The 23,098-nt window shown below is 60.2% G+C and carries 20 protein-coding genes; 11 read left to right on the top strand and 9 right to left on the bottom strand.

Features of this window, described 5'->3' with window-relative positions:
* The first annotated feature begins 24 nt into the window (after positions 1 to 24).
* Positions 25 to 954 carry a ZIP family metal transporter gene (locus tag ACRRSD_RS02620; RefSeq protein ID WP_435036988.1) on the top strand — a complete coding sequence of 310 codons (930 nt, stop codon included), beginning with the start codon at positions 25 to 27 and terminating at the stop codon, positions 952 to 954.
* Positions 955 to 984: 30 nt separating this feature from the next.
* Here ACRRSD_RS02620 and ACRRSD_RS02615 read toward each other — a convergent pair whose 3' ends face one another.
* Positions 985 to 1,542, bottom strand: coding sequence for an ATP-dependent Clp protease proteolytic subunit (locus ACRRSD_RS02615; protein ID WP_435036987.1), 558 nt, complete (start codon positions 1,540 to 1,542; stop codon positions 985 to 987).
* A gap of 264 nt (positions 1,543 to 1,806) precedes the next feature.
* On the opposite strand from ACRRSD_RS02615, the gene ACRRSD_RS02610 reads away from it, so the two are divergent.
* The 3 genes from ACRRSD_RS02610 (at position 1,807) to ACRRSD_RS02600 (ending at position 2,931) form a co-directional block, all read left to right on the top strand.
* Entirely contained in the window at positions 1,807 to 2,232 is a 426-nt protein-coding gene (locus ACRRSD_RS02610) for a general stress protein (protein WP_435036986.1), read from the top strand.
* Between the two features lie 99 nt (positions 2,233 to 2,331).
* Entirely contained in the window at positions 2,332 to 2,763 is a 432-nt protein-coding gene (locus ACRRSD_RS02605) for a DNA methylase (protein WP_435036985.1), read from the top strand.
* Positions 2,764 to 2,781: 18 nt separating this feature from the next.
* Positions 2,782 to 2,931 carry a hypothetical protein gene (locus ACRRSD_RS02600; RefSeq protein WP_435036984.1) on the top strand — a complete coding sequence of 50 codons (150 nt, stop codon included), beginning with the start codon at positions 2,782 to 2,784 and terminating at the stop codon, positions 2,929 to 2,931.
* Positions 2,932 to 3,009: 78 nt separating this feature from the next.
* On the opposite strand, the gene ACRRSD_RS02595 is transcribed toward ACRRSD_RS02600, so the two are convergent.
* The 5 genes from ACRRSD_RS02595 to ACRRSD_RS02575 form a co-directional block, all read right to left on the bottom strand.
* A complete protein-coding gene (locus tag ACRRSD_RS02595) occupies positions 3,010 to 3,480 on the bottom strand; it encodes a short chain dehydrogenase (RefSeq protein ID WP_435036983.1) in 471 nt (156 codons plus the stop codon).
* A 397-nt stretch (positions 3,481 to 3,877) separates the two neighbouring features.
* Positions 3,878 to 4,807 carry an MBL fold metallo-hydrolase gene (locus tag ACRRSD_RS02590; protein WP_435036982.1) on the bottom strand — a complete coding sequence of 310 codons (930 nt, stop codon included), beginning with the start codon at positions 4,805 to 4,807 and terminating at the stop codon, positions 3,878 to 3,880.
* A 53-nt stretch (positions 4,808 to 4,860) separates the two neighbouring features.
* On the bottom strand, positions 4,861 to 6,063 hold the full coding sequence (locus tag ACRRSD_RS02585) for an NAD(P)/FAD-dependent oxidoreductase (RefSeq protein ID WP_435036981.1): 1,203 nt from the start codon (positions 6,061 to 6,063) through the stop codon (positions 4,861 to 4,863).
* Positions 6,064 to 6,359: 296 nt separating this feature from the next.
* Positions 6,360 to 6,731 (bottom strand): response regulator transcription factor, encoded by a 372-nt coding sequence (locus tag ACRRSD_RS02580; RefSeq protein ID WP_435036980.1) that lies wholly within the window; start codon positions 6,729 to 6,731, stop codon positions 6,360 to 6,362.
* A gap of 121 nt (positions 6,732 to 6,852) precedes the next feature.
* A complete protein-coding gene (locus ACRRSD_RS02575) occupies positions 6,853 to 7,869 on the bottom strand; it encodes a GlxA family transcriptional regulator (RefSeq protein ID WP_435036979.1) in 1,017 nt (338 codons plus the stop codon).
* A gap of 201 nt (positions 7,870 to 8,070) precedes the next feature.
* Between ACRRSD_RS02575 and ACRRSD_RS02570 the strand changes: the two genes are divergently transcribed.
* The 6 genes from ACRRSD_RS02570 (at position 8,071) to ACRRSD_RS02545 (ending at position 18,877) form a co-directional block, all read left to right on the top strand.
* The gene (locus ACRRSD_RS02570; protein WP_435036978.1) at positions 8,071 to 8,742 is read left to right on the top strand and encodes a response regulator transcription factor; all 672 of its coding nucleotides are present in this window, start codon (positions 8,071 to 8,073) and stop codon (positions 8,740 to 8,742) included.
* Between the two features lie 46 nt (positions 8,743 to 8,788).
* Positions 8,789 to 14,260, top strand: coding sequence for a trifunctional serine/threonine-protein kinase/ATP-binding protein/sensor histidine kinase (locus ACRRSD_RS02565; RefSeq protein WP_435036977.1), 5,472 nt, complete (start codon positions 8,789 to 8,791; stop codon positions 14,258 to 14,260).
* Between the two features lie 297 nt (positions 14,261 to 14,557).
* On the top strand, positions 14,558 to 15,958 hold the full coding sequence (gene gabP / locus ACRRSD_RS02560) for a GABA permease (protein ID WP_435036976.1): 1,401 nt from the start codon (positions 14,558 to 14,560) through the stop codon (positions 15,956 to 15,958).
* A gap of 90 nt (positions 15,959 to 16,048) precedes the next feature.
* On the top strand, positions 16,049 to 17,149 hold the full coding sequence (locus ACRRSD_RS02555) for a GlxA family transcriptional regulator (RefSeq protein WP_435036975.1): 1,101 nt from the start codon (positions 16,049 to 16,051) through the stop codon (positions 17,147 to 17,149).
* Between the two features lie 147 nt (positions 17,150 to 17,296).
* Positions 17,297 to 17,710, top strand: a complete 414-nt coding sequence (locus tag ACRRSD_RS02550) for a PaaI family thioesterase (protein WP_435036974.1) — start codon at positions 17,297 to 17,299, stop codon at positions 17,708 to 17,710.
* Between the two features lie 162 nt (positions 17,711 to 17,872).
* Complete coding sequence (locus ACRRSD_RS02545; protein WP_435036973.1) at positions 17,873 to 18,877, top strand: glycosyltransferase family 2 protein; 1,005 nt, start codon at positions 17,873 to 17,875, stop codon at positions 18,875 to 18,877.
* 166 nt (positions 18,878 to 19,043) lie between these two features.
* On the opposite strand, the gene ACRRSD_RS02540 is transcribed toward ACRRSD_RS02545, so the two are convergent.
* Positions 19,044 to 20,903 carry an ABC transporter ATP-binding protein gene (locus tag ACRRSD_RS02540; protein WP_435036972.1) on the bottom strand — a complete coding sequence of 620 codons (1,860 nt, stop codon included), beginning with the start codon at positions 20,901 to 20,903 and terminating at the stop codon, positions 19,044 to 19,046.
* 235 nt (positions 20,904 to 21,138) lie between these two features.
* Here ACRRSD_RS02540 and ACRRSD_RS02535 point away from each other — a divergent pair, with 235 nt between their 5' ends.
* Positions 21,139 to 21,333, top strand: coding sequence for a hypothetical protein (locus tag ACRRSD_RS02535; protein WP_435036971.1), 195 nt, complete (start codon positions 21,139 to 21,141; stop codon positions 21,331 to 21,333).
* A 314-nt stretch (positions 21,334 to 21,647) separates the two neighbouring features.
* Here ACRRSD_RS02535 and ACRRSD_RS02530 read toward each other — a convergent pair whose 3' ends face one another.
* Both ACRRSD_RS02530 and tspO read right to left on the bottom strand, forming a co-directional pair.
* Positions 21,648 to 22,625, bottom strand: coding sequence for an alpha/beta hydrolase (locus ACRRSD_RS02530; protein WP_435036970.1), 978 nt, complete (start codon positions 22,623 to 22,625; stop codon positions 21,648 to 21,650).
* Positions 22,625 to 23,065, bottom strand: a complete 441-nt coding sequence (gene tspO, locus ACRRSD_RS02525) for a tryptophan-rich sensory protein TspO (protein WP_414869412.1) — start codon at positions 23,063 to 23,065, stop codon at positions 22,625 to 22,627. The genes ACRRSD_RS02530 and tspO overlap by 1 nt, the downstream gene beginning before the upstream one ends.
* Between the last annotated feature and the right edge of the window lie 33 nt (positions 23,066 to 23,098).

Genomic DNA, 23,098 nt, shown 5'->3' with positions numbered 1-23,098 from the left:
TCGCCGAGTCGATAAGAGGCCCTTATGTCACTACCTTCAACGTCAATGACCGCACCCTTGCGTGCCTGGCTTGTGCAAATGACTCGTTCCGGTTGGGGCGCTCGGGTGTTCTGGCTGGTTTTGGTGTGCGTGACGGCATTGCTGATGGTGAGCGGCTATGGCGCTTTCGTCGGCGACAACAGGGACAACCTGCGCCTGGCGTTGCTCGGCGGTTTGTCTGGTTTTGCCGCGACAGCGGTGGGGGCGCTGGCGGCCATTGTGCTGCGCAACATTGCGGCGCGCACGCAAGACATCATGCTCGGTTTTGCCGCCGGGATGATGCTGGCTGCCAGTTCGTTTTCGCTGATCCTGCCCGGTATCGAAGCGGCGCGGGCGCTGAGTGGCAGCAGCGTGCTGGCGGCCGGCATCGTGGTGCTGGGCCTGGCGCTAGGCGTGGCATTGATGATCGGCCTTGATCGTTTCGTTCCGCATGAACATGAGAAGAGCGGCCGGCGGGGGCCCGAAGCCAAACGCATCAATCGGGTATGGCTGTTCGTGCTGGCGATAACCCTGCATAACCTGCCGGAAGGAATGGCCATCGGGGTCAGCTTTGCGACAGGCGATATGCAGGTCGGCATACCGCTGACCACGGCGATTGCCATCCAGGACATACCCGAAGGGCTGGCCGTTGCGTTGGCGTTGCGAGTAACCGGTATTTCGGCAATGCGCGCGGCACTGATTGCCGTTGGCTCCGGTTTGATGGAGCCGTTTGGTGCGCTGGTCGGCCTGGGGATTTCCAGCGCTTTTGCGTTGGGTTATCCCATTGCCCTGGGCCTTGCTGCCGGCGCGATGATCTTTGTGGTGTCCCACGAGGTCATTCCCGAAACACATCGCAACGGCCATGAAACGCCCGCCACCCTGGGCCTGATGCTGGGGTTCGGGGTCATGATGTTTCTCGACACTGCGTTGGGATAGAGCTGCCTTGGCGCCGGTCAGCTGGCAGACTCAACTGCCTCTGACCTTCCAGTGCTTTACGTCATCGGCAAACATCATTTGCTTCATCTCGTGGGCAATTCCATAGGCGATCGATTCGTGCGCAGCGATGACTTTTTCCTCTGCCGACAGGCAGTGAAAAATATCCAGTTGAGTAGGCGCCGCCGCGGTTTCCAGCGCATAGATCTGCACATAACGGGCGAGGTCGTTATCGAGGCTCGACAGGTACTCTCGCAAGCGCTGATGGTCGACCGATTTCTGGCTGAAGTACCAGTTCATCGGATGAATCAGAAATCTGGAATGGGGCGAGGTGATACGCCTGCCTGCAGCGAGAAACATGATGATGCCCATCGACTCGATGTTACCGGCATTGATCGCGCACAGTGGCACCGGCAACGACTTGAGAAAGGTATACAGCGTAAAGCCGAAATTGGTGCTGCCGCCGCTGGTCGAGAGATTCAACAGCAGTGACGTGGCGCCTTCATCGATCGCTTCCAGGCAGCAATCCCTGAAGCGTTCAGTGGTGGCCTGATCAATCTGGCAGTGAAAATGGATGATGTGTTCGGTCATCGACTGACCTCGCCTGTCCCGGTGCCCGCTAGCCTTGAGGTGAGATTTAGAGTCTAGGCAAGGATCCTGCTTTCTTAAAGAAATGGCTGAAACGCACTGGCTGGCCGGGTTTTGCCGTCAGTCGTCTGTGCGCATTTTATTTGGAACCTATAGTCCGGTTCCGCTCGTCGCGAGCCAGGGCACTTTGTTCAAACTTTCCAGGTCTGTCCGCCCTCCGAATTAAACGAGCCAATGCTCGTGCAAACCATGTAGAGGTGAACAGAAATGGCCAATACAGGAAATAAGAATCCCGGCAACTTCAGTAATGACCGGGAAAAGGCATCTGACGCCGGCAAGAAGGGCGGAGAAGCCTCTGGCGGCAATTTTGCCAATGATCCACAACGTGCTGCCGAGGCCGGCCAGAAAGGCGGACAGGCTTCAGGTGGGCAACAGTCGCAAGGTTCCGATCGGATGTCCGGAGGTGGACAAGCCAACCGAGGCGGTGAATTCGCTGACGATGACGAACAGGGTGCAAGCACTGGACAAAAGGGCGGCCAGGCTTCTGGCGGACGTCAGTCGAATGGTGCCAGTCAGTCGATGGGCGGGCAGGGAAGCGGCAAGGGTGGCAACTTTGCCGATGATCGGGAGAAAGCCTCCGAAGCCGGTCGCAAAGGTGGCGAGCATAGCGGCGGTGGGCAGCGTAAATCTTGATGCTCATCGGTCTCAACAAGCCCCGATGTTTGTTCGGGGCTTGTTTTGCCCGACGAATAGCCCAGACCAACGCCAACGACTCAGCCGGGGAGAGGCGCGGTGAACAAGACGATCAGCGCAACGGACCTCAACATCCGTCTTGAGCGCAATGATGACGGTGCACTGTTCAAATGGTTGCTGGCCAGTTTCCTGATGGGCAAGCGCATCCAGGCCGAGATCGCTGCGCAAGCCTATCGGGTGATCGTCGACACCCACGGCCGCGATACGCCTCGCAAGCTCGCTCATTGCACCCACCGTGAATTGGTCACGATGCTCGGGCAAGCGCATTACGTGCGTTATGACGAGACCACCGCCGAGCGTCTGCGGGCGCTGGCACGCAAACTTAATGACGATTACGCCGGTAAGGTCAGCCATATGGTCGAGGCCAGCACCGATCGCCGAGCCTTCGAGCAACGTCTGGCGGAGTTTGACGGCATCGGTCCGAAAACCGTGGAAATCTTCATGCGCGATGCCGGTGCTGTGCTTTTTTGAAAGCAAAAGGAGAACGTCATGAAAACGCTATGCGCCTGTCTGGGGCTGTGCTCGATGTTGCTGTTGCAGGGCTGTTTTGAAAGCTCTCACGATGCCCCCAACAAGGACGGTGACAAGAGCAAAGCCTCGTTGCAGATGCAGCAAGGCAAAACGGACGAAAACAAATAGTTCGTGATTGTTTACCTTGTTCTGTCGCTAATCGCGGGCAGTGAGCCTGGTACGGTCACTGCCGCGCGTCGTGCAAGATTACCTGGCTCGACCGCGAGCACGATTGAGCGCCAACAGGCAAACCCCCACCAGCAATGCTGCACCTGCGACCAGTAGCGCAGAAGGCTGTATCGGCTGGCCCATTTTTTTACGGCGCAGGGGTTTCGCCGTGGATGGGGTGAGAGTGGTCACATAGTCCAGCGGTGCGGATGGCGTATCCATTTCTGCCTGGTAGGGCAACTCTTCGATGCTCAGACGCAGACCATCGCCCAGCTCCAGGGTCAGTCCGACGATGGTCCCGACGATTCTGTGTGGATAAACCGGATCGCCATTGGGATCGAGTTGGTCATACACGAACTTTTGCCCTTCGAGCCAGCCGACGGCCGTTTGCAATTCGGGGCCCAGGTAATATTTGCCGTCGAGAAAAAATCCTGGAAATTGCGGCGCGCGCTCAACGCTTTCAATGCGATAACGCTCACCCGCTTTCATACCGGTTTCAGGGGCAATCATGGTCAATCCCTCCGTTGTAGGTTCAGCGGTAGAGAACAAGGATCGAGCGTCGTTCCATGTAAAAGAGGAAAGGTAGCTGTTGTCTGAATCATCAGCCCGGATCACTCAGGAGAGCAAACGCACACTGAGCGAATCAGGCCCTTTACCGTCAATTGCCGAATCTTTTCTCGCAATACTTCGCGCTCGCCTGTCGCACCACGATTCGATTTGGCCGATCCAGTGATTGTTTACGCAAAAACCACCAGCCGACGCGACAGCTGGCCGTAGACAAAATATCTTCGCTGCCATCCGGCTAATGCGATGGGCCACGATTCACCGCAATAATCCCGGATTGTCTATGGCCCAGACGCAACTTCGCCCGGCAAAGGCCGGGCGAAGGTGTCCAGAGCAATCGCGATCAGTAATCCCAGATCGCCGGAATCCAGCGAAACGCCTCGCCATTGACGGCAACGCGGCCGACCGACGGGAAGGGCAGGTGCGTGGCGACAAACAGTTCGCCACTGGCGGCGGCCTCCTGCAGCAGTCGCACGCGCACGCGCACTGCTTCATCGGGATCGTGCTCGAAGCCGTTGTGCCAGTCCGGGTGGTCGAAGGCCACCGGGAACAGGGCGTCGCCGGCGAAAGTCAGGCGTTCGGTGCCGGAGGTGACGTAGACCACGCAGTGGCCCGGAGTATGGCCGCCGGTGAGTCTGGCGACCACGCCGGGCGCGACTTCGAGCTCATCTTCGAAGATGCGCAGCTTGTTTTGGTACTGCTGAATAAACGCATTGGCGGTGGAGCGCAGCACGTCCGGCACGGGGGCAGGCATGTCGGTGCAGGTGAAGTCCGGCGAGGTCCAGAAGTCGACTTCGGTGGCGGTGACGTGGATGCGTACGTCGTCGCGCAGACGGTCTTTCACCGAGTCGACGAGCAGGCCGCCGATGTGGTCCATGTGCATGTGGGTGATGACGATATCGGTGACGTCGGCGAGGTCGATCCCGGCGGCCGCGAGGCGCTTGGGAAACTGCCCGGCACGGGGGAAACCGGGGAACTGGCCGCCGAGGCCGGCGTCGACGAGGATGACCTGCTCGGCGCTGCGCACCACCAGCACATTGAGTGCCCAGTCGAACGCGTCCGGGCCCAGGTACATCTCTTTGAACCACGCAGCGCGGTCGGCGGGATCGGCGTTGGTCGACATGGTCTGGGTCGGCAGCGGCAGGACGCCGTCGCTGATCACCATCACGTCGATGTCACCGAGGCGCAGCGCATAGCGCGACGGCACCAGCTCTTCGGTCGGGGTTTGCAGGGTGGCGCTGTTGGCGGTGAAGGAATCCAGATGCATGGTCATGGTGTTCTCCTTTTTATCAGGCAAGACATTGGTTCTTGGGCGCGCGGGGCAGATCAGGCCACCGGAATCGCCGGGTCGGCAGCGGCCAGAGCGGCGCTACGCTCGGCGACCGGCGGGTAGATCCACACGCTGTTGATTTGCGTCTTCAGTTCCTTGGCTTCGTCTTTCACCAGTTTCAGCTGGCGATCCCAGCCCTCGGTGTACACCGCGCCCCAGTTACCCAGGTCCAGGCAGGTCACGTACTTCGGCTGACGGTAGGTGGTCGGCGGTACGCCAAGCAGATCGGCAATGGCGTTGTTGCCGGCATGACGACCGAGGCTGATCGCGTGCTGGCAGGACATCACCGAGAAATTGCCAACGTCGTCGGTGGCGGCGCGGGCGACATCACCGGCGGCGAATACGTGCTCGAGACCTTGCACTTTGAGGTTGCCATCGACGTGCAGACGTCCCTGACCATCGCGCTCGGCATTGAGCTGTTCGGTCAGCGGGCTGGCGCGGAAACCGACGGTCCAGATCACCGTGTTGCTCTCGATGTGGCGGCCGTCGGCAAGGGTGACGCCGTTGGCATCCACGGCGGCGACCGTGGCGTCGACGATCCACTCGATGCCCAGTTCTTCTGACGCTTCGATGATGGACGGGCGGATGCCGTCGCCCATGGTCGCGGCGATGTCTTTGCTACGGTCAACGATGATCACCCGGACGTCTTGCTCCTCGCCGAGAATGGCGCGCAGACGGCTGGGCATTTCGGTCGCGGTTTCGATTCCGGTGAAGCCACCCCCGGCGATGACCACGGTGTTGCGGGCTTTGCTGGCCGGCTGACTCGCCAGCGAGATCAGGTGGCGTTCCAGGCGTGCCGAGGATTCGATCTGGTCGACATCGAACGCATGTTCTTTAAGACCGGGTACCGGCGGACGCGCCAGTTGACTGCCGCTGGCCAGCACCAGGCGATCGTAAGTCAGCTCGCCGGGACGACCGGCCTCATCGCGATAACCGACACGCCGCGCCTGGCCGTCGATGCTGTCGGCGGTGCCTTTGACGAAGCGCACACCCACGGCAGCGAACAGCGTATCGAGCGGCGCGTACATGTTGTGAACTTCGGGTTCGTAGAAACGCGGACGGATGCGCAGTTCGGCTTGCGGGGCGAGCAGTGTGATCTCCACATCGTGGCGGTCATGCATATCCAGCAAACGCGCGGCGCTCAACGTGCTCCATAGCCCGCCGAACCCCGCACCGATCACCAATAATTGCTGTTTCATAATGTGCTCCCTGACGCTGATGGATGGATATATCCGAGTCGATTTCGACTCTGGCGAGACGATCACTGGCCGCTGCAAAACTGCTTGCCGAACTGTCTGGCGCTTAATCGTCCGCTGTCGAAAGCAATGCTATGGCGTGGGAGGCGCGGGCGCAGTTGTCCATCGGTGTGTGCGGATTACGCATGGGTCGAAGGGAGGTATACGAAGGTATCGGGCCGGTACGCCGAACTGTAGGAGTTGCCGAAGGCTGCGATCTTTTAAAAGCAAGATCAAAAGATCGCAGCCTTCGGCAGCTCCTACAGAGGAAGTGTCCGGTTCAGGGCAATGTCGATTTGGCTGAGGAGGATGTCGGGCGCGAAGGGTTTGGGCAGGCAAGCGATAACACCGGGCGCGCGGGTGTGGAATTCATCGGGATGGGCGGTGACGAAAATCAGTGGAATGCGCCAGCCTTGCGCGCGCAAGGCTTCATGCAGTTGCGGGCCGCTGATGCCGGGCATCTGGATGTCGGAGATCAGGCAATGCGTCTGCGCCGGACCGTCTGAATCAAGGAACGCCTGCGCGCCCGGATAGCTGAGCACCCGATAACTATTGGCGCGCAACAAGCTCTCCAGCGCACTGCGAATGCCCTCGTCGTCGTCAACCACGGCAATGACAACCTTATGCTGCATAGGACTCCCTGGCCGGATGGGCATGCATGGCGACTCCTGTCGTTCTTGCACCATACGCCGTCGGCAGCGGCGCAAAACTATACCTAGGTATAGCTTGCCGAGACCCATTGATAGTCGGCGATCAGCCTTCGCGGCTGAAGCGGCTGCGATAGTCACGCGGTGAAATCGACAGGTGACGCTGGAAGCAGGCGCGCAGTCGCTCTTCATTACCGAAACCGCAGAGGCGCGCGACCTTGTCGATGTTGTGCGCCGAGTTCTCCAGCAAACGTTTGGCCGCTTCGAGGCGGAACAGCTCGATGGCTTTGGACGGCGTGCGGCCGGTGCTCTGTTTGTAGACACGGGTGAAATTGCGCAGGCTCATTTTGGCCTGTTCGGCAAGACGCTCCACGGTCAGCTTCGGATCGTTGAGGTGATCGATCAGCCACAGGTGCAACGGCTCGAACTGCGGGCTGTCCTGCACCTGCGATTGCAGCAGCGTGCTGTATTGCGCCTGTCCACCGGGACGCTTGAGGTACACCACCAGCTCGCGGGCAACCTGCAACGCCACCTCGCGGCCGTAATCGGCCTCGACCAGCGCCAGAGCCAGATCGATACCGGCCGTGACACCTGCGGATGTCCAGACTGCGCCCTGCTGGATGAAGATCGCATCGGCATCCACTTCGATCGCCGGAAAGCGCTCGCGCAACGTGTCGCACATGGCCCAATGCGTCGCCGCACGGCAGCCGTCGAGCAAACCGGCCTGGGCCAGCAGGAAAGCGCCGCTGCACACCGACACCACGCGCCGGGCGCTCGGGGCTTGGTGATGGAGCCAATCGGTGAGCCGGACATGCTCGCCGAGCGTCTGGCAGATGTCCGGTGCACCGGGCACGACGAGGGTGTCCAGTGCGGTGATGTCCAGTTCACGCAGCGCGCGGGTATCCACGGCCAAACCTTCAACGCTGTTGACCAAGCCGCCTTCAAGGCTGGCGGTGTGTAGTTGATAGCCGGGTTGGCCACGCTCGGCCAGGGCTTTGCTCGCTGCCCAGAACACCGTTTGCGCGCCACTGAGGTCGAGCAGGCTCATTCGCGGGTAAGCGAGGAACACCACGTCACGTGATTTTGAGGGAAAAGTGCGAGGGGCGGCGGATACGCTGGACATCGAAATCGTGCCTGTTCAAACGGCTGCAGAGGGGCGGTAGTGGCATGGCCGATTTTCAGGGTTTTCTGTCCTGTCGGCAATGCACACCGACTGCTAGCCTGCTGCGCGACCGTTTGGCCGGCATCTGGCTGCGTTGGCCATCATGGACTAGATTTATTCACCTGCACATCGCACGCGTTGCGATCTCGCCGAGGACACACGATGACTCTGTGGTCGCATTCCAGCCCCAGCGCAACCCCGCCCGTGTTGAGAGAGCCGGTGGTTTATGTGGTCGACGACGACGCCTCCATGCGTCAAGCCCTCGACGGTTTGCTGCGTTCGATCGGGCTGCAGGTGCAGACGTTCGAAACCTCTCAGGACTTCCTCGCTTCAGCCAAACGTGACGTGCCCGGTTGCCTGGTGCTCGATGTGCGCCTGCGCGGTGAAAGCGGCCTGACCTTTCAGGAGCAGATGGAAAAAACCGGCCTGCGCATTCCCGTAGTGTTCATGACCGGTCACGGCGATATCGCCATGACCGTCAAAGCGATGAAGGCCGGGGCGGTGGATTTTCTGGCCAAGCCTTTTCGTGATCAGGACATGCTCGACGCGGTGGCCAGTGCCTTGGCTCGCGACAGTGCGCGACTGCTCGCCGAACAGTCCGGCGCGGCCCTGCGCCTGGCTTACGAAACGCTTACCGTGCGTGAGCGCGAGGTGCTCGGGTTTGTCATCGGCGGGCTGATGAACAAGCAGATCGCCGCGCAACTCAACCTCAGCGAAGTGACGGTGAAAGTCCATCGCGCCCAGGTCATGCGGAAACTGGCGGCACGTTCGGTCGCCGATCTGGTGCGTACCGCCGAAGCGCTGGGCATCGAGCCTGCGCGGCGGCCCCGTTGAGCTGATATTCAGCGCGTGGCAAAACCCTTTGACGGTATCGACACACATGGCCAGCAAAAAGCAGATTTTGTGGGACGACGGCGAGCGGGTGTTCACCCGCGAACGCGGTAAAGTCGAGGGCAGTCCCGGCGTGCTGATGGTACGCCCGACACTTGATCAACCGTTGCCCGCAACCCTCGACCGACTGGCTCACGAATACAGCCTCAAGAACGATCTCGGCCATCAATGGGCGTTGCAACCGCAAGCCCTTGAGCGTGCCGGCGGGACAACGCGTCTGCTGTTCGACGATCCCGGCGGCGAGCCGCTGTCACGCTTGCTGGTCGCGCCGCTGGACACTGAAACCTGCCTGTTGCACGCCATCAACATTGCCCTGGCGCTCGGCCGTTTGCACCAAGGCGGGCTGGTGCACAAGGATCTCAAACCGCAACACATCCTCGTCAATTGCCACGATGGCCAGGCCCGCCTCACGGGTTTCGGTCTGGCCTCGTGTCTGCCGCGCGAACGTCAGGCACCCACGCCTCCGGAAACTATCGCCGGCACTCTGGCCTACATGGCGCCCGAACAAACCGGGCGGATGAACCGCTCGATCGATTCGCGCAGCGATTTGTATTCCTTCGGCGTGACGCTGTATCAGATGCTCACCGGCTCACTGCCGTTCAGTGCCAGCGATCCGATGGAGTGGGTGCATTGCCACATCGCGCGGCTGCCGATGCCGGCGTGCGAACGGGTGGCCACGGTGCCGGTGATGCTCTCGCGCGTGGTCATGAAACTGTTGGCCAAGACGGCCGAAGAGCGCTACCAAACGGCCGCTGGTGTCGAACATGACCTTCGCCGCTGTCTCGACGATTGGCAGCGAACGCGGCAGATTAACGTGTTCACGTTGAACGAGCAGGGCGCGATCGATCGCTTGCTGATCCCGGAGAAACTCTACGGTCGTGAGCGCGAAGTGCAAACGCTGATCGACGCCTTCGCCCAGGTAGTACAGACCCCTTCGCCGAAGCTAGTGCTGGTGTCCGGTTACTCCGGCATTGGCAAGTCTTCAGTGGTCAATGAGCTGCACAAAGTGCTGGTGCCGTCGCGGGGATTGTTCGCCGCCGGCAAGTTCGATCAGTACAAGCGCGACATTCCCTACGCAACGCTGGTCCAGGCGTTTCAGGGCCTGGTGCGCACGCTGCTGGGCAAGCGCCGTGAGGTGCTCGCTGACTGGCGCGCGGCGCTGTTGCAGGCACTGTCGCCAAACGCACGGTTGATGACCGAGCTGATCCCGGAACTCAAGTTGATCATTGGTGAGCCGCCACCAGTGCCGGAGCTGGAACCGCAACAGGCGCAGCAGCGCTTCATGCGGGTGTTGCAGGGGTTCATCGGCGTGTTTGCCCGGCCCGAGCACCCGTTGGCGCTGTTCCTTGATGACCTGCAATGGCTGGATGCGGCGACCCTCGATCTGCTGGAAGATCTGCTGACCCGCGCCGAGCTTGGGCATCTGTTGCTGGTGGGGGCGTACCGCAACAATGAGGTTGATGGCGACCACCCGCTCAGCTGCAAACTCAAAGCCATTCGCGATGCCGGCGTACACATCGACGAAATCCGCCTGGCCTCGCTCGCCAGCGTGCACATCGAACAACTGATCGCCGAAACCCTGCGCTGCCCACCCGCGAGCATCGTGGCGCTGGCGCGACTAGTGCTGGACAAGACCGGTGGCAATCCATTTTTCGTCATCCAGTTTCTGCACGCTCTGGCCGAGGAAGAGCTGCTGGTTTACGAGCATCAGTCCAGCCGCTGGCGCTGGGATCTGCAATTGATCAACGCCAAAGGCTACACCGACAACGTCGTCGATCTGATGGTCGGCAAACTGGCGCGCCTGCCGCTGGACACGCGTCAGGCCCTGCAACAACTGGCCTGTCTGGGCAACGTCGCGCGGATCGATACCCTGGCCACCGTGCTCGACCTGTCGACGGCGCGCGTGCATGCGGCGCTGTGGCCGGCGGTGCGCCAGGAAGTGGTGGAGTTGCACGAAGGCGCTTGTGCGTTTGCCCACGACCGCATTCATGAAGCGGCCTATTCGCTGATCGCCGAAGGCTTGCGTGCGCAGACTCACCTGCGCATCGGGCGTTTGCTCGCGCTGCAAACGTCGGTGGAAGGGCGCGAAGACGCGATCTTTGAAATCGTCGGCCAGCTCAATCGCGGCGCCAGCCTGATCAGCGCCCGTGCCGAACGTGAACAACTGGCCGAGTTCAACCTGCTCGCCGGCCAGCGCGCCAAGGCTTCGACCGCTTACACTTCAGCGCTGAGCTACTTGGGCGCGGGTGCTGCGCTGTTGGCCGAACACGGCGATGACAGTCGCCATGAACTGGGCTTTGCCTTGGAGCTGAACCGCGCCGAGTGCGAATTCCTTACCGGGCAACTGGCACTGGCCAACACGCGTCTGAGCACACTGGCCGAGCGCGCCATGAACACGGTAGAACGGGCGGCGGTCACGTGTTTGCAGATGGACGTTTACCTGCTGCTTGATCGCAGTGACCGCGCGGTGGGTGTGTGCCTGACGTATTTGCGTCAGGTCGGCATCGACTGGCCGGCGCACCCGAGCGATCAGCAAGTGCGCCAGGAGTACGAGCAGATCTGGACGCAACTGGGTGAGCGCAGCATCGAACAGTTGATCGACCTGCCACTGATGCAGGATCGCGCTTCGCTGGCCACGCTGGATGCGTTGAGCAAACTCTTCGCCCCAGCGTTGCAGTCCGATGCGAACCTCGCCTGCCTGACCATTTGCAAGGCTGTCAGCTTGAGTCTGCAACATGGCAACTGCGACGCCTCTTGCATGCTCTACGCCAACGTTGTGCGCGTCGCCGGCCGACGTTTCGGCGACTATGCCGCCGGTTACCGCTTTGGCCGTCTGGGCTGCGATCTGGTCGACCGCCGTGGCCTGACGCGATACGAAGCGCGTACCTACCTGTGCTTCTCGATTTTTGTGGTGCGCTGGATGCGCCCGGTGCGCGAGTGCCGCGAATGGCTGCGGCGTGCGCTCAGCGCCGGCAACCGCCTCGGCGATTTGCCCTATGCGGCGTATGCCGGCAACAGCCTGATTTCCGACTTGCTGTTTATTGGCGAACCGCTGGCGGAAGTGCAGGTTCAGGCCGAGGCGGGGCTGGCCTATGCGCAGAGGATCCGCTTCGGTCTGGTGGTGAGCTTCATGAGTTGCCAACGGGCGCTGATCCGTATGTTGCGCGGGCAGACGCCGGTCTTCGGCAGTTTCAACGATGAACAATTCGATGAGGCTAGCTTCGAGGCGAATCTTGCCGCCCCGGATCTGGCGTTGGCTCGCGGCAAGTATTGGGTGCGCAAGTTGCAGGCGCGCTATATGGCGGGGGATTACCCGGCGGCCGCTGACTGCGCGGCTCAGGCCAAGGAATTGTTGTGGGTGATTTCGTCGTTTTTCGAGGAGGCCGAATATCACTTCTACGCGGCGTTAACCCTGGCCGCTCGCGCCGAGGTGGATGCTGATCAGTTGCAACGTCTGAATGAACACCATGAGCAACTGCAAATCTGGGCGCAACAGTGTGCGGAAACCTTTGCCAGTCAGACGGCGCTGGTCGCTGCCGAAATCGCTCGGGTCGCCGGGCAATTGATCGAAGCCGAGTCGCTGTACGAGCAGGCGATTCAACTGGCCCAGGACAACGGCTTCGTGCACGTCGAAGCCTTGGCCAACGAACTCGCCGCGCGGTTCTACAGTGCCCGCGGTCTCGGCAAAATCGCCCGCATGTACCTGCAAGATGCGCGTTACGGATACCTGCGCTGGGGCGCCGAGGGCAAGGTGCGGCAACTGGAACGACATCACCGTTATCTGCGCAATGAAGAGCCAGCACCTGGCCCGACCGCGACCATCGCCACCCCGGTCGAGCAACTGGATCTGGCCACTGTGCTCAAGGTTTCCCAAGCGGTCTCAGGCGAAATCGTCCTCGATCGACTGATTGAAATGATCATGCGCACCGCCGTCGAACAGGCCGGCGCCGAGCACGGCCTGCTGATTCTGACGCAAGGTGAGGCGGCCTGTATCGCCGCACGAAGCAGTGTCGACGACGACTGCACGTTGTTGTGCAATGAGCCAGTGAGTGCGGCGGTGCTGGCCGAATCGGTGCTCTACCAGAGCCTGCGCACGGGCGAAAATCTGTGCCTGGACGATGCCGTCGCCGATCCGGCATTTGCCGCTGACCCGTACATTCACCAGCGCGGTAGCCGCTCGATCCTCTGTCTGCCGTTGATGAATCAGGCGCGGGTGGCCGGGGCGTTGTACCTGGAAAATAACCTGTCTGCCGGTGTGTTCAGCCCGGCGCGCATCGCCGTGCTGCGGCTGGTGGCTTCGCAGGCGGCGATCTCGCTGGATAACGCGAGGCTGTATCGCGACGTCGCCGAGCGCGAGGCGAAGATTCGGCGGCTGGTCGATGCCAACATCATCGGCATCATCGTCTGGAGCATCGAAGGTGAAATCATCGAGGCCAATGACGCCTTTCTGCGTATGGTCGGTTACGAGCGCGACGATCTGCTGTCGGGCAGCGTGCACTGGCGCGACATGACACCGCCGCCACTGCGCACGCAAAGCGAAACGGCGCTGGCGACTGCGATTCGCACCGGGCGCGCTCAGCCGTTCGAAAAGGAATACATCCGCAAAGACGGCAGTCGTCTGCCGGTGATTGTCGGTCTGGCCGCGTTCGAGGCCAGTCAGCAACAGGGCGTGGCGTTCGTCCTCGACCTGAGCGAACGCAAGCAGGCCGAGGAACAAGTGCGCGAGGGTGAGCGCCGCTATCGCCAAGTGCAGACGGAACTGGCCCACGCCAACCGTGTGGCGACCATGGGCCAGTTGGCGGCGTCCATCGCCCACGAAGTCAATCAGCCCATCGCGGCTACCGTGACCAATGCCAACGCGGCGTTGCGCTGGCTCGGCGCGCAACCGCCGAACACCAATGAAGTCGAACAGGGCCTCAGACGCATCATCAACGATGGCAACCGCGCGGCCGACGTGCTCGGACGCATCCGCGCGCTGATCCGCAAGGCGCCACCGCAACGTCACGCGGTGGACCTCAATGCGCTGGTGAACGAGATGGTCGGGTTCACGCGCGGTGAAGCAGCCCGCTATGGGGCGGTGGTCAACACCCGACTCGTCAACGACTTGCCCGCCGTACTGGCCGACCGTGTCGAGCTGCAGCAGGTTCTACTCAATCTGATCATCAACGGTCTCGAGGCCATGGCGGTAATGGCGGAGGGCGAGCGTCGGCTATCAATCACCAGTGAATCGGTCGATGAAGACGTGCAGATTGTGGTCAGCGACTCCGGGCCGGGATTTGCCTGCGAGCACGCCGAAGAAGTCTTTACCGCGTTTTACACCACCAAAGCCACCGGGCTGGGCATGGGGCTGTCGATCTGCCGCACGATCATTGAAGCCCATGGCGGGCGTTTGTGGGCGGAGGCAAACACGCCGCGTGGGGCGCGGGTGATGTTTACGTTGCCTGGGTGTGCGGGAAGGTGAGGGCGAGATGGGGAATCCGTCGTCAGATACTTTGTGACTTATCGGTGTTAATTGCGACCTATTGGTTTCGGTATGTCGATATCAGACACAACCATGGCGCAATCAGGCTACTGAGTCGCCAGACAAGCCGGGTAAGGTGACGCGTCTTCACATCAAAATAATCCCATTCAGATCATGGGGTTGATAAGAACTGCGGCGGTTGAACGGACTTCTTTCGGGAGGTTCAGCAGGCAACGATCGTGCTCGTTTGCTCAGTCAACTTGCTTAAATGTCGTTCAGCAGAGAATAAAAAAACCAATGATCAGCCCGAACTCCATGGATTCGAGTAGCCAATTGGCGCAGGGCTTCAAGCCTCGTCACGTCACCATGCTATCCATCGCCGGGATTATCGGCGCCGGATTGTTCGTCGGCTCGGGGCATGCCATTGCGGCGGCGGGGCCGGCGGTTCTTCTGGCCTATCTGTTCTCCGGTTTGCTGGTGGTGCTGGTCATGCGCATGCTCGGTGAGATGGCGGTGGCCAATCCGGACACCGGCTCGTTCTCGACCTACGCCGACCAGGCCATCGGGCGCTGGGCTGGCTTCACCATCGGTTGGCTGTACTGGTGGTTCTGGGTTCTGGTGATTCCTATCGAAGCGCTGGCCGCCGGGCATGTGTTGAACCAATGGTTTCCTCAGGTTGATGCCTGGCTGTTCGCGTTGGGCTCGATCATTGCGCTGGTGGTGACCAACCTGTTCAGCGTGTCCAAATACGGTGAGTTCGAATTCTGGTTCGCCATGGCCAAGGTCGTGGCGATCATCGGTTTTATCGGTGTCGGGTTTGCCGTGCTGATGGGCTGGATTCCCGACAGGGAAGTCAGCGGGTTGAGCGGGTTGATGGCCGACCACGGCGGATTTGCGCCCAACGGTTTGTCGGCGGTTGTCGGCGCTTTCATCACCATCATGTTCAGCTTCATCGGTACCGAAGCAGTGACCATTGCTGCGGCTGAATCGAACGATCCGTCGCGAAATATCGCCAAAGCCACGCGCTCGGTGATCTGGCGCATTGGCGTGTTTTACCTGCTGTCGATCTTCGTCGTGATCTCCGTGGTGCCGTGGAATGATCCGTTGCTGGCTTCGGTCGGGTCTTATCAGCGGGCCCTGGAAATCATGAACATTCCCCACGCCAAGTTCATGGTCGACGTCGTCGTGCTGATCGCCGTGGCCAGTTGCATGAACTCCTCGATCTACATTGCCTCGCGGATGCTGTACTCGCTGGGCCGGCGTGGCGATGCGCCGAAAATGCTGAAGGCGACCTCCTCGGAAGGTGTGCCGCGCGCCGCGGTCATCGCCAGCACCGTAATCGGTGCGTCAATCACCGTATGGAGCTATTTCATGCCTGCCGGGTTGTTTCAGTTCCTGCTGGCCAGCTCCGGGGCGATTGCCTTGCTGGTGTATCTGGCGATTGCGGTGTCGCAGCTGCGTATGCGGCGGATATTGCAACAACGCAACGTCGAGCTGACCTTTCGCATGTGGCTGTTTCCCTGGCTGACATGGCTGGTGATCGTGTTCATCTGCGCAGCGCTGGCGGTGATGATGATCACCCCGCAACACCGCACCGAAGTCACCACAACCATCGGCCTGGCGCTGGCGATTTCCTTTATCGGCCTGGTGACGTCGCGTCATCCTGCGCCGGCGGCGAGGGTCTCGTCGGCGGGGTAGGCGTTGCGCCGAACCTGATAATCCCCTCGCGAAAAGCGCCGGGGGGAATGACAGACGCCTGTGCCGCACACCGATGCTTACGAGGACATGATGTCATCGACCCCTACCGTGGCCGACGCTACCACTCAATCCGTTGGTTTCCTGTTGTTGGACAAATTCACGCTTATTTCCTTGGCGTCCGCCGTGGAACCATTGCGCATGGCCAATCAACTGACGGGACGAACGCTGTATCGCTGGCAGACATTCAGCCCCGGTGGGGTACCGGTCTGGGCCAGCGACGGTGTGCCGATCACGCCGGATGGATCGTGGAGCAATCCCGCTGTGGCGGACACGGTCATTGTGTGCGGCGGTGTCGGTATCCAGAGCGTGATTACCCGCGAGCACACGACCTGGCTGCAAGCTCTGGCGCGTCAATCGAAGCGCTTGGGCGGGATCTGCACCGGCAGTTGGGCGCTCGCCAAGGCCGGACTGCTCGACGGCTATGAGTGCAGCGTACATTGGGAATTTCTGGCGGCGATGCAGGAAGCTTTCCCGCGTGTCAGCGTCAGTACCAGTCTGTTTACCCTCGACCGAAACCGTTTCACCAGCTCCGGCGGCACCGCGCCGCTGGACATGATGCTGCATCTGATTGCCCGCGATCATGGCCGTGAGTTAACCGCCGCCATTTCCGAGATGTTTGTCTATGAGCGCATCCGCAACGAGCAGGACCATCAGCGTGTGCCGCTCAAGCATGTAGTCGGTACGCATCAGCCCAAGCTGCAAGAAGTGGTGGCGTTGATGGAGGCCAATCTCGAAGAGCCGATCGACCTGGATAATCTGGCCGAATACGTCGACCTGTCACGGCGGCAGCTGGAGCGACTGTTTCAGAAGTACCTGCAATGCACGCCGTCGCGCTACTACTTGAGGTTGCGGCTGATTCGAGCACGCCAACTGCTCAAGCAAACCAACTTGTCGATTGTTGAGCTAGCGTATGTCTGCGGTTTCGTCTCCACGCCGCATTTCTCCAAATGCTATCGCGAGCACTTTGGCGTGCCACCGAGTGACGAGCGATCAGGTTCTGAGACGAGCCGTAAACCGGTAACGCAGCCGTCAACGATCAAACCGCTGACAACGCTGGACCAGGCTCGCAACGAATCGACGTTTGCCAGTGTTCGGATGATGGAGGGGGCGGATCTTGCGTCAACGGGCTGACCGATGGGACGGCTGCTTCGACGGGTTATCACTGCAGATTCCGCATCCGTATAGTGCTTCCCCCGTTACATGATTCCCCATAAACCTTCCAGCTGAATCGAAGTATTCAGGTCAATCGCCGGTGAGTCGCCGGCACACGGAGGGATCATGGACGTCAACGCAATTCCCGAGGGATTCACCCCATTCAACCGCAGCAGTCCGTTACTGGATTTGCTGGGACCGATCTACGCGCGTGGCAGTGGGCTGCAATTGGAACTGGGCTTATTGACTGACTCACGCCATGCCAATGGCCGGGGCACCTTGCATGGCGGTGTATTGGCAACATTGGCCGATGTCGGTATGGGTTACGCCATGGCCTTTTCCAGCGACCCTCCGCTGCCATTGATCACGGCCAGCATGACCCTGGATTATCTCGGCGCCGTACACATGAACGAGTGGCTGGAAGTGCGACTGGAGTACTCAAAAAAAGGACGTCAACTGGCGTTTGCCGCGGTTAGTTTGCAAGTGGGTGAGCGTACGGTTGCGCGGGCCAGTGCGGTGTTTGCGGTGCCAATGAGTTGACAGGTGCGTTGCGCAGCGAGGATGAGAGCGCATCTTGATGCCTGCAGGCCTTGACCACAGCGGTAGGAGCGGCGCTGCCCAAGTGTAATCCATGTATCACCATGCTATGATTTGCGAGTTATTGTCCTGCTTTTATTTTATTGGTTTTAAAGAGCATATTTAATGTTGGATTTAAAGGTCTCCGTTATTGTTGCTGCATATAATGTAGAAAATTATATAGTCGAGACGATGGAGTCGCTCCTGGGGCAAACTGTTCAACCATCGGAAATCGTGATTATTAACGATGGATCGACAGATGGAACGCTAGAGTTAATTAATTCCAAGTATGGCGATGACAGCAGGATAAGAATCATCACCCAGGAAAATATGGGCGTCGGCGGGGCCCGCGTGACGGGATTCAATGCCGCTACAGGGGATTACTTGTTTTTTTGCGACCCGGATGATGTGGTCAGTCTCGATCTTTTTGCAGGCTTCAATAAAGCAGTAAATGAAAACAGTGATTTAGAACTTTATTATTTCTCGAAACGTTCTTTTGTTGATTCGAATGGCGAGCGTAATTACTTGAGACGCGACACCGCACCTTCCCGCGAGGGTTGGTTCACTAAGGGCGTGGATCTGTTCGAAGATCTGATGCTCAGTAATAAATACAAGGCCACGACGTGGCAGTACATTTTCAAAAAAACCGTGACCGAACGCTTCGACGTGACCTTCAAGGGGCGTGCGCACGAGGATCAGTTGTTCAGCATGAACATCTATCTTCATAGCAAGCTCTGCTACGCAACGCAGGCCGACCGATATTTTCAAAGGGTGCGTCAAGGGTCGCTGACCAATAGCGTCAAGGACGAGCACCATGTCCTGACAAGCTACGACGCTTACCGGGACACCCTGGCAGCGCTCAAGCCTCATCTTCATCTCTTTAACCGCAAGCGTCAGGTAGCAACGGCTTATATGAGGCGAGGTGTCACCTGGACGATCAAGGGATGCATTCGAAACCGTGTGAGGTTGCCACACCGGTTTTTCAAGCTGACACGCAAAGATTCCCGCGAGTGTGGCGTGGGGTGCGAGGGCGGCCTGCTATTGGCTCTGCCGGAATGGCATTTTTTCGCGAAGAAAGTCAGCTTCGAGTTGAAGAGCCGTTTGCGCCGGGGCCGCCCCGGCGCTGTCTGACTGCGGGCTTGTTCGTGAACGCCTACCGATGAGTTTTGCTGCGCGACCGCAAGGTAGCGCCTGTCGACTAAAGTGCAAGGCGCGCTGGCGAGTTTGTATCGACCACGACTGACCGGATCTGGCCGAAAGCAGTCGCTCATCAGCGGCTGCTTCCAATCCCGTCCCCTCAAGCCTGATCCATCGCCGCCGCCACGCCCTGATCTTCCCCGAGAAACCCGCCACTCTGATGCTGCCAGAGCCGCGCATAAATCCCGTTTCTGCTGAGCAATTCAGCGTGCGTCCCTTGCTCGATAATCCGCCCCTCATCCATGACGATCAGTCGATCCATGGCGGCAATCGTCGACAGCCGATGGGCGATGGCGATGACGGTTTTGCCCTGCATCATTTCATCGAGGCTTTCCTGAATGGCCACTTCGACTTCGGAGTCGAGGGCACTGGTGGCTTCGTCGAGCAGCAGGATCGGCGCGTTCTTCAGCATCACGCGGGCGATGGCGATGCGTTGACGCTGACCGCCGGACAGCTTGATGCCGCGCTCACCGACCAGTGTGTCGTAGCCGCTGTGGCCTTGCTTGTCGCTGAGCTGGCTGATGAAACCGTCGGCCTGGGCATTGGCGGCGGCGCGGCGGATATCTTCGTCGGTGGCGTCCGGGCGGCCGTAGGCGATGTTGTCGCGAATCGAGCGGTGCAGCAGCGACGTGTCCTGCGTGACCATGCCGATCGCGCTGCGCAGACTGTCTTGACTGACCTTCGCGATGTTCTGGCCGTCGATGCGAATCTCACCACTGTCGACATCGTAAAAGCGCAGCAGCAGGTTGATCAGCGTCGATTTGCCCGCACCGGAGCGGCCAACCAGACCGATTTTTTCGCCGGCGCGGATGTTCAGGCTCAGGTTGTCGAGGACCTGGCGTTCGCCGTTGTAGTTGAAGTTCACCTTGTCGAACGTCACCGCGCCGCCCGCCGGCACCAGCACGCTGGCGTTCGGTGCATCCTGAACCTTGGGGCCACGGGTGAGGGTGGCCATGCCGTCCTGCACGGTGCCGATGTTTTCGAACAGCGAGGTCATTTGCCACATGATCCAGTGCGACATGCCGTTGATGCGCAACGCCATGGCGGTAATCGCCGCCACCGCGCCGGTGCCGACCTGGCCCAGATGCCACAGCCACAGGGCATAGCCGCCGGCGCCGATAATCAGCCCGACCACCAGTGCCTGATTGACGATTTCGAACTGGCTGACCAGCCGCATCTGGCGGAAACCGGTGAGCTTGAAATCCTCCATCGCCGCGCGGGCGAAGTGCGCTTCGCGCTTGGAGTGCGAGAACAGTTTTACCGTGGTGATGTTGGTGTAGGCATCGGCAATGCGCCCGGTCATCGACGAGCGCGCATCGGCCTGTTCCTGACCGACTTGCCCCAGGCGCGGCACAAAATAAACCATCGCCAGCCCGAACAACGCGACCCAGATAATGAACGGCAGCATCAGTTTCAGGGCAAAGCCGCCGGCCAACGCGATGATCGCAATGAAGTAAACGCCGATGCCCGGCGCGATTTCGATGAGTGTGAACAACACTTCGCGCACGGCCAAAGCGGTCTGCATGACTTTGGTCGTGACCCGCCCGGAAAACTCATCGGAAAAGAACGAAAGGCTTTGCCGCAGCATCAGTCGGTGGAAGTCCCAGCGCAGCCGCAACGGCAAATTGATCGCCAGCACCTGATGCTGAACCATGGTGCGCAGCGCCACCAGGCCAATGCTGATGAACAACACGATGCCGATGCCCCACAGCACGCGACTTTCCTGCGCGTTGACACCACCACCGGCCTGCCACGTCGAGAGCAGATCCACGACCTGGCCGAGAAAGGAAAACAGCCAGGCTTCATAGATCGACACACCTGCGCTGAGCAGCGCCAACGCGAGGATATAACCGCGTGCGCCACGGGTGCAGGCCCACAGGAACCGCATCAGGCCGACGGGCGGGGGTGGTGCTTCGTCGGGCGGGAAGGGGTCGAGTCGTTGTTCAAACACGCGAAGCATTGTGGTCTCCGAAATGATCAGGGTCTGGGGATTCTGCCATTGAATGACGGCGTTGAGGGGTTGCACGTCAACGGCTTGTCCCCGTCAAGTGTCATTGCCCGGGATCACTGCAGTGCAGAACCCCACGGATTCCGGGCGCATGCCGATCAGCTAAGCTGTTTGCTCAGATGACTTGAGCAGCGAACGATGCAGCGAACAAATCCGGTTTCATGTTGGGAGTCGATGGACAAGGGAAATGTTTAATTTCTTTTTGACGTTTCTGTTCGTGCTGATCCCCACGGCGTCCCTTTCGCTCGACAGCTACCTGCGCTATCGAGTCGCCAAAAACCGACCGGTGAGTAAAGCGTGGAGGGGGTGCAATCACCTCCTTTCAATTTTGCTGCTGATGCAGTTGCTGGGCTTGGCGCTGTATTTCTTTTACATCGCCTGAATCAGGCACGTTTCGATAGAGGAGGCGATATGGTGAGTTTCGCTTGCGCACTGTTGGTGCTAGGCCTGGGGCTGATTGTGTATGTGTCCGATATGTTCGGCTATTCAAAGTCTGTAAAGGCAGAGCGGTCTCGGCTGATGTCCGCTGAGGAACTCACAAAGGAGCAGAGAGATAAGCTCCGGTATTACCAATGGGCAGGCGCAGCGAGAGTTGGCGGTTGGGTTGCGATAGCCGTGGGCCTTTTGCTGTTGATGCTCCGGTAGCGCAGAACAGTGTGGGACAACGTTTCAGCTGCTGGTCGGGACTGCCGGTTTTCAACCTCGTGGCGTGCCAGCCGCCAAGCGCGCCGAAATCCACTTGCGACTGTACGCCAGCACACCCTCGGCGATGGCCGTGGGAAAGTGAATAAAACCGTGGGGCGACGAGGGCAGCAGGTACATCTCGACCGGTGCCGATTGCGCCCAGCGCCTGGCGATGTCGAGCGTGTCGTCGCGCAGCGGATCGAGTTCGCCGGCAAACAGCAGCGCTGGCGGGAAGCCGCTGAAGTCGCCGTACAGCGGAGAGAGCGGTGGCTGACGGCGCTGTTCGTCGGTCAGCTCCGGCGTGAGCAAGCGCAACGCCTCGACCATGCCGGGGCCGTCCAGCACCAGCGTGTCTGCTGGCGCGTTGCGCACGCTTGGCGTTCCGGTCAGGTCGTAGACGCCGTAATACAGCAATGCGCCGCTGATTCTTTGCAGCAGATCGGGCCATTGTTTCAGCGCCAGCAAGGTCGCCGCCGCCAGATGACCGCCCGCCGACTCACCGACCACCACGACGGGCAGGTCGGCGAACTCAGCCTTTTGTAACAACCAACGAGTGGCGTTGAGGCAATCCTCCAACAGGCCTTCGATGGGCGTGGACACGGCCAGTCGATAGTCCACCGAGACCACGGTTACTTGGCAGCTTTCGACGATGGCCGCGTTGAAGTTATCGTCCATCTGCGCATTGCCGATCACCCAGCCGCCACCGTGAAAATCCAGCACCACGCCTTTCGCCGGGCCTTTGGGGCGGATGATTCGCACTGGCACGTTATCAATCAGCTTGCGCTCAGCCGTCAGGCCAAACTTGCGCAACACGCCGGAGCCGCCGATCTGGCTGACGCGCAACAGCGCCTGAATCAAGCGTGGTGTCAAGCGATTGCGGATTTTGAAGCGCGGCAGCCAGGCAAGTTTTTTGTTGAAGGCGCGTACTTGCGCCAACTCGCGCTCGCCCTGCGGCCACGGTGTTGCACCACCCCAATTGGCATTGCTCATCAGCGGTTCTTGATCAGGATGGAAAAATTCAACGCCGCCGCCACGCACAGCCACGCCAGATAAGGAAACAGGATCAAACCCGTAATCAGGTCCAGTTGTATCGCCAGCACCACCATCGCCGCGACCACCAGCCACAACACGGTGAGAATCACCATCGCCGCCAACACCTGATGCGCGCCGAAGAACACCGGCGTCCACAGCGTGTTCAGCGCAATCTGCGCCGCCCACAACGCCAGCACGGTCTGGCTGCCGGGCATCAGGCTCAAGCGATAACCGGCCCAGGCCAACAACAGGTAGATAATCGTCCAGGCCACCGGGAACGCCCAATTGGGCGGGGTGAACCCGGGTTTGTTCAGCCCTTCGTACCACGGCCCCGGTTTGAACATCACGCCGGTGGTTGCCGCTGCTGCGCAGGCCAGAAGAAAAATGAAGAAGGTCATTGCCAGTCCTTGGCTGAAATCAGCCGGTAAGGG

It is taken from the genome of Pseudomonas neuropathica (assembly GCF_051174785.1).
Lineage (GTDB): Bacteria > Pseudomonadota > Gammaproteobacteria > Pseudomonadales > Pseudomonadaceae > Aquipseudomonas > Aquipseudomonas neuropathica_A.
Note: the sequence above shows the minus strand (reverse complement) of the source record. Positions and strands in the feature narration are given on the sequence as shown.